This is a genomic window from Falsiroseomonas sp. E2-1-a4 (genome assembly GCF_051433165.1).
Taxonomy (GTDB): domain Bacteria; phylum Pseudomonadota; class Alphaproteobacteria; order Acetobacterales; family Acetobacteraceae; genus Falsiroseomonas.
In genome coordinates, this window is record NZ_JBHMFS010000002.1 from 261,410 (window position 1) to 271,142 (window position 9,733).

Below are 9,733 nucleotides of genomic sequence, written 5' to 3' on the forward strand. Positions count from 1 at the left end.
AGACTACAAGTATCTGTTTTTAAATGAAAATTTGACGGATGCAGGTTGCGGGCGTAGGCACGGCTGACGCTTACGGACCCGCCGCCATGTCCCCCGTCGCCATCACCATTCTCGCACTCGGCATGTCCGTGGATGCCTTCGCCGCCGCCCTCAGCCGGGGTGCAACCGGCCAGCGCGTTCACGTGGGCGATGCGTTGCGGACCGGGGCGGTGTTCGGGGCGGTGGAGACGCTGACGCCGGTGCTGGGCTGGTCGCTTGGCATCCTGGCCGCGGGGCAGGTCGCGGCGATCGATCATTGGGTGGCCTTCACCCTGCTCGGCCTGGTGGGGCTGCATTGCCTGTATGCGGCGCTGCGCCGCGCACCGGATGCGCCGCCGCGCCCTCGCTCACCTTGGATGCTGGTGGCGGTCGCCGTCGGCACCAGCATCGATGCGATGGCGGTCGGCGTGTCGCTGGCGGTGCTGGAGGTGGATATCTGGATCGTCGCGCCGGCCATCGGGCTGGCCACCTTCATCATGGCGACCGGCGGCATGATGGCCGGCCGGATGCTCGGCAGCCGGTTCGGGCGGGGGGCGGAGGCGCTGGCGGGGCTGGCGCTGATCGCGCTCGGCACTTCCATCCTGCTGGAACATCTGGTCGGCTGACGGGGCCGGCCCCATCTTGACCGACGATGCGCCCCATCCTGATCGGCTCCGAAATTTACCGCGGCTCCACCTATGGGCCGAAGCACCCGCTGGCGATTCCGCGCGTCTCCACCATGCTCGACCTGGTGCGCGCCATGGGCTGGGTGGCGCCGGGCCAGTATGTGGACAGCCCGCGCGCGACGCCGGATCAGCTCACCCGCTTCCACACCCCGGACTATGTCGCGGCGCTGATGCAGGCGGAGGCCTCGCAGGCGGTGGACCCGGCGCATCGGGAGCGCCACCGCATCGGCGCGGATGGCAACCCGGTGTACCGGGAGGTCTTCTCCCGCCCCGCCACCGGCGCCGGCGGAGTGATGCTGGCGGCGCGGCTGACGGCGGAGGGCGGGGTGGTGCATGCGCCCGGCGGCGGTACCCATCACGGCCAGCCGGACCGCGCCAGCGGCTTCTGCTACCTGAATGACGCGGTGCTGGGGCTGATGGCCTGGCTCGACCTCGGGTTGGACAACATCCTGTATCTCGATATCGACGCGCATCACGGCGATGGGGTGGAGGCGGCCTTCGCCGACGACCCCCGGGTGTTCACCGTTTCCGTGCATGAGGAAGGGCGCTGGCCCAATACCGGGCCGGCGGAGAACCGGGCAGGGGGCCATGCCCGCAACCTGCCGGTGCCGGAGGGTTTCAACGACTCCGAAATGGACGTGCTGCTGCGACACGCCATCCTGCCCATCCTGCGCCAACGGCGGCCGCAGGCAGTGATGCTGCAGTGTGGCGCGGATGCGATTGCGGAGGACCCACTATCCCGACTTGCCCTGTCCAACGCCGCGCATCGCGCCGTGGTGCAGGCGCTGATGGGCGCCGCACCGCGGCTGATCGTGCTGGGCGGCGGCGGCTACAATCCCTGGTCCGTGGCGCGCTGCTGGGCCGGGGTCTGGGCCACGCTGAACCGCCTGCCAATCCCACCGCGCATTCCGGCCGCGGCGGAGGCCGTTCTGCGCGGCCTGGCCTGGACTCGCGCCGCCGGCCGCAACCCGCCCGAGGACTGGTTCACCTCCATCGCCGATGCGCCGCGCCCCGGCCCGGTGCGGCCCGAAATCCGGGCGTTGGCCGCGCGCACGCTGGAAGACCTGCCCGAGCCGATCAACGCTGCTAAGGTGCCCGCATGATCACACGCCGCCCCCTGCTTGCCTCCTTCGGCCTGTTCGCCGCCAGCCACGCCATGGCCCAGCCCGGCATCGATCGCCCGCAGCCGAAGCTGCCGACGGAGCCGCTGGTCATCATCGGCCGCGACGGCACCCGCCACACCTTCCAGGTCGAGATGGCTGTCAGCCCGGAGCACCAGATGATCGGCCTGATGTTTCGCCCGACCGTCGGCGCGGGTGAAGGCATGTTGTTCGACTGGGGCCAGCCGCGCGAGAGCAGCATGTGGATGCGCAACACCATCGCCGCGCTGGACATGGTCTTCATCGCGGCGGATGGCCGCATCCACCGCATCGCGGAACGCACCGTGCCCTACAGCCTGACCCCGGTGGACAGCCGCGGCCCTGTGCGCGCCACGCTGGAGCTTCAGGCCGGCATCACGGAGAAGCTGGACATCCGCGTCGGCGACCGGGTGCTGCACCGTATTTTCGGCACCGCGCCCTGACGCTTGCATCCTCTGATGCTTGCCCTGGGGCGGCCGGGACCGTAGGTATCCGCCATTCGGGGTGTGGCGCAGCCTGGTAGCGCGCCTGTTTTGGGTACAGGAGGTCCTCGGTTCGATTCCGGGCACCCCGATTCCAGGCTTTCCCCATGGGGCTTCCCCAACCCGCCCGCGCCGTCTTTCATGGCTGCTCGCCCTGGGGGACCGCGCCATGACCGACCTGCTGCTAACGAACCTTCGCCTCGCGGATGGCAGCACGCCGCGCATCGCCATCGCCGGCGGCCGCATCACGGCCATCCTGCCGAAAGCCGCGCCGGACCCGGCGGCGGCGGAGACGCTGGACCTCGGCGGGGCGCTGCTGCTGCCAGGCCTGGTGGATGGCCACATGCATCTGGACAAGACCCTGTTCGGCCTGCCCTGGCAGCCGCACGCCGCCGAGCCTTTCCGCCAGAGCCGCATCGACACGGACCAGCGCCTGCTGCCCAACCTGCCGCGCCCCACCGAAGACCGGGCCGGCGAACTCATCCGCCGCTGCGTCGCCAACGGCACGGCGCATATCCGCACCCATGCCGACATCACCCCCGCCTTCGGGCTCGCCGCGCTGCAGGGCGTGCTGGCGGCGAAATCGGCCCATGCCCATGCGGTGACGGTGCAGGTGGTGGCCTTCCCGCAGGCCGGCGTGATGCGCCAGGGCGGCACGCCGATGCTCGATCTGCTGGATGCGGCGGTGCGCGAAGGCGCGGACCTCGTCGGTGGCATCGACCCCTGCGAGGTGGACCGCAACCCCTCCGGCCAGCTCGATGGCATCTTCGCGGTCGCGGCGCGACGCGGCGTCGGCATCGACATTCACCTGCACGAACCGGCTGAACTCGGCCTGTACAGCCTGCAGGAAATCTGCGCCCGCACCCGGGCGGAGGGCATGCAGGGGCGGGTCACCATCAGCCACGGCTTCTGCCTCGGTGGCATCGGCGAATCGAAGCAGAAGGCGGCGGCGGCGCTGATGGCGGAATCGGGCGTCTCCCTCGTCACCCATGGCGGCGGCAGCGCAACCATGCCGCCGCTGATGCTGCTGCGGCGCGCCGGCGTGCGCGTGTTCTGCGGCAACGACGATGTGCGCGACACCTGGAGCCCCTATGGCAACGCCGACATGCTCGAACGCGCCGCGGTGATCGGCTGGCGCGAGGATCTGCGGACCGATCCGCTGCTGGAGGAATTGTTCGCCATGGTCTCCTCCGAGGGCGCCGCGGCCCTCGGCATCGCCCAGCACGGCATCGCGGAGGGTCATCCGGCGAATCTGTTCAGCATCAAGGTGGAAAACGTGCCGGAGGCCATCGGCGGCCATCCGCCGCGCGGCCTGGTCTTCCACGCCGGGCGCCTAGTTGCGCGCGACGGCGCCTGGATTGCCTGATGCGCAGCCGCGCAGGGGTTGCCTAATGCGCAGCCACGCAGGGGTTGCCTGATGCGCAGCCGCGCAGGGATGGCTTGACGCGCCGCGCCGGGCTGCGAGGCTCCGGCCATGCGCATCCATATCCAGAACCCGCCCGGCGAGACGCTGTTCCCCGTCACCCCCGCCCAGGTCGAAGCCGCCCAGTCCCGCCACCAGGAGATCGGCACGCCCGACATCTCATTCGCCGATGACGATGCGGGCTTCGCCGCCGCCATCGGGCAGGCGGAGGTGCTGCTGACCTGGACCAAGGTGGTGCATGCGCGCTTCCCCGTGGGCGCGCTGCCGGGCATCGCGCCGAAGCTGCGGGTGATCGCCTGCACCTCCGCCGGGCTGGATCGGCTGGCGCCCTTCGCCTGGCTGCCGCCGGAGATCACGCTGCTGAACAACCGCGGCACCCATGCGGCCAAGGCCGGCGAGTTCGCCCTGATGTCGCTGCTGATGCTGGCCAGCCACATCCCGCATTTCGGCACCCAGCAGCGGGCGGAGACCTGGCAGGCGCGTTTCGGCTCGTTGCTGGCAGGCCGCACCGTGTGCATCGTGGGTCTCGGCAGCATTGGTGGGTCTGCCGCAAAGCATGCGCGCGCCTTCGGCATGAAGGTGATCGGCGTTCGGAACAGCGCCACGCCGCATCCGGATTGCGATGAGGTGGTGACCACGGAAGCGCTGGACCAGGTGCTGCCGCGCGCCGAGTTTCTGCTGCTGGCCTGCCCACTGACGCCCGAAACCCGCGGCCTGATCGACCGCCGTCGCATTGGCCTGCTGCCACCCGGCGCCAAGCTGGTGAACATGGCGCGCGGCGCGGTGTGGGACCAGGACGCGGTCTGCGATGCGCTGGAGGCGGGGGCGCTGGCCGGTGTCGTCACCGATGTGGCGGTGCCGGAGCCGCTGCCGCCCGGCCATCGTCTGTGGCGCACGCCGGGGATGCTGGTGGTGCCGCACGTCTCCTCGGACGACCCCGCCACCTATAACGACCACACGCTGGACATCCTGTTCCGAAACCTGCTTGCCATGCGGGCCGGGCAGCCGGCGCCGAACCGGGTGGACCCAGCCCGGGGCTATTGAGGTGCGTCACACCCTGCATGATGGAGCCGCCGCCATGAGCCTCACCCGCCGCACGCTTCTCGCCGCCACGGCGATCGGCGCCGCCACGCCCGCCTGGGCCCAGGCGCCCGCCTGGCCGTCGCGCCCGATCCGCATCATCCTGCCTGCGCCAGGGGGTGGCGGAACCGCCGATACGCTCGCCCGGATCTTCGCGCAGGAGCTGGAAAAGCGCATTCCGCAGCCCGTCATCATCGAGAATCGCGGCGGCGCGGCCGGCAACATCGGCGCCACCGCGGCGGCGCGGGCGGAGCCGGATGGGCACACCATCCTGTGGACCTGGGCCGGCACGCTGGCCACCAACCCGGCAATGTACCGGGACATGCCCTTCGACCCGGTGCGCGATTTCACGCCGGTGATCCTGCTGGGCAGCGTGCCCAACATCCTGACGGTGACCAATGACCTGCCGGTGCGCGACCTGGCCGCCTTCACCGAATACGCCAAGGCGAACCCCGGCGCGATCAATCACGGCACCACCGGCAACGGGTCCTCGATGCATCTGGCGGCGGAGCTTTTCGCCTCCCGCACCGGGACGCAGTTGACCCATGTGCCCTATGCGGCGCCGGCGGCCGCGACCACGGACCTGATCGCTGGCCGCATCCAGGCGATGTTCAACCTGGTGACGGGCGCGAAGCCGCTGGTCGAGGCCGGGCGGGTGCGCGCCATCGCCGTGCTGTCGGAAACCCGTGTGCCGCAATTGCCCGACGTGCCGACTGCGACGGAGCTCGGCATGCCTGGCCTTTCCTTCGGCACCTGGTTCTGCCTGATGCTGCCGCGCGGCGCCGACCCGGCCCTGGTCGCCCGGCTGAACACCCTGGCGAATGAGGTGCTGGCCGACCCGGTGGCGCGGCAGCGGCTGGAAGCCGCCGGCATGGCCTTCGATGGCGGCGGCACGCCGGAGCGGCTGGCAACCTATCTGCAGGAGGAAATTGTCCGCCATGCCGAGCTGGTCCGCATCTCCGGCGCGCGGATCAACTAGAGCGGATCAACTAGCTTCGCGGCAGCAGCGGGTCGCCCAGCGTCAGCATCAGCCGGTTGGCATTGGCGAACATCGCCACGGAATGGATGAGATCGAGAATTTCGAGGTCATCCAGCCCCACCGCCCGCAGCGGCGCCAGATGCTGCGCGGTGGTGGCGCCGGGGTCGCGGGTCAGCGCCTCGGTGAAGTCGGCCACGGCCTTGCGGCGCGGGTCCGGCTCCGCGGCCCAGCCCTCGTCCAGGATGCGCTGCATGGCGGGCTCATCGCCCGTCAGCTCGGTGAAGCGCTTGGCGTGGACTGAGGTGCAATACACGCAGCCATTCACCATGGAGACGACGGCGGTGGACAATTCCCGGTCCGCGCGGTCCAGCCCACCTTCGGCATACATGACGATATTGAACAGCGCGCCGCGTTCGCCGAGCGAGCCCGGGTCATGCGCCAGCGTCAGGAAATAGGTGGAACGGCGCACCGCCGGCGGGCAGGCATCCAGCGCCGCAAGCTGCTCGGGTGTCGCCGTCTCCGCCTTCACGGGGGCGAGGCGGGGGCGCCAGCCGACGGGCTTCAGGGTGAACCGGCTCATGCCGCCTTCTCCTGCATCAGGGCGCGCAGCCCGGCCAACAGCCGGGTCTGGTAGGGCACGAAGGCGATCAACTGCGTGGCTGCGACGATATCCCGCGAGGTCAGGCCGAGCGCCGCCAGCCCATCGATATCCGCCTTGGCCGTGGCCTCCGGCTGCATCGCCACCTTCTCCGCATAGGCCAGCAGCGCATCGCGCCGGGGGGAGGGGTCGGGCGTGGGGGCGAGGCCGGCGAAATGCGCGGCCAGCGCCGCATCGCCCTCGCGTTCCGCCACGTGCCGGGCGAGTGCCGCGCGTTCCGCCAGGCTCAGACCGCCCGGGTCGGGCGGCAGCAGCAGTTCGCGATAGGCGCCCTCGGCATGGCGCAGGGCTTCCGGGCGCTGCCGGCGCAGCGCGCCGATGGCGCTGTCCGGCGCCAGGCCGAGGAGGTCTTCTATAAGGTCAGGCGAGGGGAAGTCAGGCAAGGCGGCGTCCTGGTGGCTATTGCACCAGGATGTTGCCCTGTCGGACCACCTCGCGCCAGCGGGCCAGCTCGGCCGTCACCAGCGCGGCATATTCCGCCGCCGGCACGGGGCGGGGCTGGGTGCCACGCTCCGCCAGCTGGGCCTGCATCGCCGGTTCGGACAGGGCGGCGCGGATCGCATCGCCCATGCGCTGCACCACCTCATCCGAGGCGCTGCGATGCGTATGCAGGCCGAACCAGGCCTCCGCCGCGAAGCCTTGCAGGTTGAATTCCGCGCCCAGCTCCGCCAGCGCCGGCACATCCGGCAGCACCGCCAGCTGCGTGGCGGAGGTGACGGCGAGCGGAATGACGGTGCCGGCACGGATCTGCGGCAGGGCGGTGGGCAGATTGTCGATGAAGGTATCAACCTCGCCGCCCATCACCGCGACCATGCCGGGCCCGGCGCCGCGATAGGGCACATGCTGGAAGCGCGCGCCGGTCTGCTGGTTGATCAACTCGCCAGTCAGATGGGTGGAGGTGCCGTTGCCGGCGGAGGCGAAGGTGCGGATGCCGGGCCGCGCCTTGGCATCGCGCAGCAGCGCGCGCACATCACCGCCGGGCACGTTGCGCGGATTGGCGACCCAGACATTCGGCACCGTCACCATCAGTGTCAGCGCCTTGAAATCATCCTCGGGATTATAGGTGAGGTTGCGGTACAGCGCCGGCGCGATGCCGTGGGATGCGATCTGCGAGACGAACATCGCATGGTCATCGCCTTCGCGTGCGAAGCGGCCGGCGGAGGTGGTGCTGCCGGCGCCGGGCTGGTTTTCCACCACCACGGCGCGGCCCAGCTTGTCCCGCATCGCCATCGCCACCAGGCGCGCCACCACATCCGTCGTGCCACCGGGCGGGAAGGGCACGATCATCCGCAGGTCCCGGCTGGGCCAGGATTGTGCCAGCGCCGGTGCGGCCAGGGCGGCGGTGCCAGCGGCGCCGGCGGCGAGCAGGATGCGGCGCCCGAACAGGGCATTGCGGTTTGTCATGTTCCCAGTCTCTCCCATGTTGATTGTCATGACCTTCGCCCGGACGCGCCGCGCTGTCGAGGCTTCCGGCTGCGGCGCAGGGCCGGTAGCCTGCGCGCCAATGCCGGGAGACGCACCATGAACGACCTGCCCCATACCCACCCGCCGCACGATGCCGGCGGCCGCTTCGAGGGACCCGTGCCGCGCGCGGAACATGAGGCGGCGCATTGGGAGAAGGAGGCGGATGCGATCCGCATGCTGCTGTCGGATGCGAAGCGGCGCCTGTTTACCACGGATGAAAGCCGCCGCGTACAGGAACAGCTCGACTCCGCCACCTATTGGGCGATGCCGTATTACGAACGCTGGATTCTCGCCTTCTCAAGCCTGCTGATCGAGAAGGGCATCGTGACGGAATCCGAGGTGCTGGCAGAAGAACAGCGTCTGCGTGATGCGGGGCAGGATGTGGTGGAGGCGCACCACAACCACCATGACGACCACGGCCATGATCACGACCATGACCACGAGCATCACCCCTACCAGGAAGACCACGACGCGGCGGAGGAACGGCTTTCCCCGCTGCGCCTTCGCGGCGTCGCGATGCGGAACCTGCTGCTGGCGAAGGGCGTGCTGACGGCGGCGGAGATCCGCGAGGAGATCGCGCGGATGGATGCGCGCAGCCCGAACAACGGCGCCGCCATCGTCGTGCGTGCCTGGACCGATGCGGCCTACGCGCAGCGCCTGGCGGAAGATGCGGTGGCCGCGGCGGCGGAGCTTGGCCTCGATGCGGCGGGCACCAAGCTTTCCGCGCTGTTCAACACGGAAAGCCGGCACCACCTCGTCGTCTGCACGCTGTGTTCCTGCTACCCGCGCAGCATCCTCGGCCGCCCGCCGGCCTGGTACAAAAGCCGCGCCTATCGCGCCCGCGCGGTGCGCGACCCGCGCGGTATTCTCGCCGAATTCGGCACGACGCTGCCGCCGGGCGTGGAACTCCGCGTGCACGACAGCAATGCGGAGCTGCGCTACCTGGTGGTGCCGAAGCGCCCCGCCGGCACGGAAGGCTGGGACGCAGAGCGGCTGGCGGCGCTGGTGACGCGCGACGGCATGATCGGCGTCACCACGGTTTGATCATTCGGCCGCGCGCGGCACGCCGAAGCGTGATTCCAATTCGCGCTCGACATAGTCCAGGCTTTCGACATCGGCGAACTTCATGTCCAGGTCGAACAGGTTCGCCCGATGCGCGCTCGGGCTGCGGTCGCCGCAGGCCTGTTCCACCAGCACGGTGCGGAAATTATGGCTGAAGGCGTCCATCGCGCCGGCCCGCACGCAGCCGCTGGTGGAGACACCGCAGATGATCACGGTGTCCACCTCATCATAGCGCAGGAAGGCCTCCAGCGGCGTCGCGAAGAAGCAAGAGGGCTTGTTTTTCATCACCACCCGGTCCTGCTCCCGCGGCGCATAGGCTTCCGGCCATTCATCGGCACGCTTGTCGCGGCTGTACTGGTAGTCATTCGCCGTGCCGAGCTTCAGGTTCCAGATGCCGCGATAACTGGGATGCGTGCGGTCGTCGCGGCGGCTGTAGTAGATCGGCAGGTCGAGGCGCCGGAACAGCGCGGTCAGCCGCGTCAGCGCCGCGATCAGTGCCGGGTCTTCGCGCCCGCATTGCGAATAGGCGGGGTCGACGAACATGTAGGTGGTGTCGATGTTCAGCAGCGCCGGGCGGCGGCCGATGCCGATGCGCCGCGCGAAGCCACCCTTGCGGTAGGTCTCCAGCTCCTCATCCGGTACGAAGCCGCGCCACTTCGCCAGCTTTTCCAGTTCCTCGGCCATCATCGTATCCTCCGTTGCCGAGGGACCGTCGCGAAGGGGCGCGCGCGCGTCAAGCGCT

11 protein-coding genes and 1 tRNA gene are annotated in these 9,733 nt (G+C 70.0%); 8 read left to right on the forward strand and 4 right to left on the reverse strand.

The window, feature by feature from the left end:
- Positions 1-86: 86 nt before the first annotated feature.
- From ACFHNC_RS04000 to ACFHNC_RS04030, 7 genes are all read left to right on the forward strand, one after another.
- A complete protein-coding gene (locus ACFHNC_RS04000) occupies positions 87-644 on the forward strand; it encodes a manganese efflux pump MntP (RefSeq protein ID WP_437167919.1) in 558 nt (185 codons plus the stop codon).
- Between the two features lie 26 nt (positions 645-670).
- The gene (locus ACFHNC_RS04005; protein WP_437167920.1) at positions 671-1,807 is read left to right on the forward strand and encodes an acetoin utilization protein AcuC; all 1,137 of its coding nucleotides are present in this window, start codon (positions 671-673) and stop codon (positions 1,805-1,807) included.
- On the forward strand, positions 1,804-2,286 hold the full coding sequence (locus tag ACFHNC_RS04010; protein ID WP_437167921.1) for a DUF192 domain-containing protein: 483 nt from the start codon (positions 1,804-1,806) through the stop codon (positions 2,284-2,286). Before ACFHNC_RS04005 ends, ACFHNC_RS04010 begins: the two co-directional genes overlap by 4 nt.
- A gap of 57 nt (positions 2,287-2,343) precedes the next feature.
- Positions 2,344-2,417, forward strand: a tRNA-Pro gene (locus ACFHNC_RS04015).
- A 77-nt stretch (positions 2,418-2,494) separates the two neighbouring features.
- Positions 2,495-3,691 (forward strand): amidohydrolase, encoded by a 1,197-nt coding sequence (locus ACFHNC_RS04020; RefSeq protein ID WP_437167922.1) that lies wholly within the window; start codon positions 2,495-2,497, stop codon positions 3,689-3,691.
- 108 nt (positions 3,692-3,799) lie between these two features.
- Complete coding sequence (locus ACFHNC_RS04025; RefSeq protein ID WP_437167923.1) at positions 3,800-4,792, forward strand: D-2-hydroxyacid dehydrogenase; 993 nt, start codon at positions 3,800-3,802, stop codon at positions 4,790-4,792.
- 34 nt (positions 4,793-4,826) lie between these two features.
- Positions 4,827-5,807, forward strand: a complete 981-nt coding sequence (locus ACFHNC_RS04030; RefSeq protein WP_437167924.1) for a Bug family tripartite tricarboxylate transporter substrate binding protein — start codon at positions 4,827-4,829, stop codon at positions 5,805-5,807.
- Positions 5,808-5,817: 10 nt separating this feature from the next.
- Here the strand turns inward: ACFHNC_RS04030 and ACFHNC_RS04035 are convergent, their stop codons facing one another.
- From ACFHNC_RS04035 to ACFHNC_RS04045, 3 genes are read right to left on the reverse strand one after another with little or no spacing between them, the layout of a single operon-like run.
- Positions 5,818-6,387 (reverse strand): peroxidase-related enzyme, encoded by a 570-nt coding sequence (locus ACFHNC_RS04035; RefSeq protein ID WP_437167925.1) that lies wholly within the window; start codon positions 6,385-6,387, stop codon positions 5,818-5,820.
- Entirely contained in the window at positions 6,384-6,848 is a 465-nt protein-coding gene (locus ACFHNC_RS04040) for a CMD domain-containing protein (RefSeq protein WP_437167926.1), read from the reverse strand. The genes ACFHNC_RS04035 and ACFHNC_RS04040 overlap by 4 nt, the downstream gene beginning before the upstream one ends.
- A gap of 16 nt (positions 6,849-6,864) precedes the next feature.
- Positions 6,865-7,869: a Bug family tripartite tricarboxylate transporter substrate binding protein gene (locus ACFHNC_RS04045; protein ID WP_437167927.1), complete on the reverse strand. Its 1,005-nt coding sequence runs from the start codon at positions 7,867-7,869 to the stop codon at positions 6,865-6,867.
- 117 nt (positions 7,870-7,986) lie between these two features.
- Between ACFHNC_RS04045 and ACFHNC_RS04050 the strand changes: the two genes are divergently transcribed.
- Entirely contained in the window at positions 7,987-8,973 is a 987-nt protein-coding gene (locus ACFHNC_RS04050) for a nitrile hydratase subunit alpha (RefSeq protein ID WP_437167928.1), read from the forward strand.
- On the opposite strand, the gene ACFHNC_RS04055 is transcribed toward ACFHNC_RS04050, so the two are convergent.
- Positions 8,974-9,675, reverse strand: a complete 702-nt coding sequence (locus ACFHNC_RS04055) for an isochorismatase family protein (RefSeq protein WP_437167929.1) — start codon at positions 9,673-9,675, stop codon at positions 8,974-8,976.
- Positions 9,676-9,733: the final 58 nt, after the last annotated feature.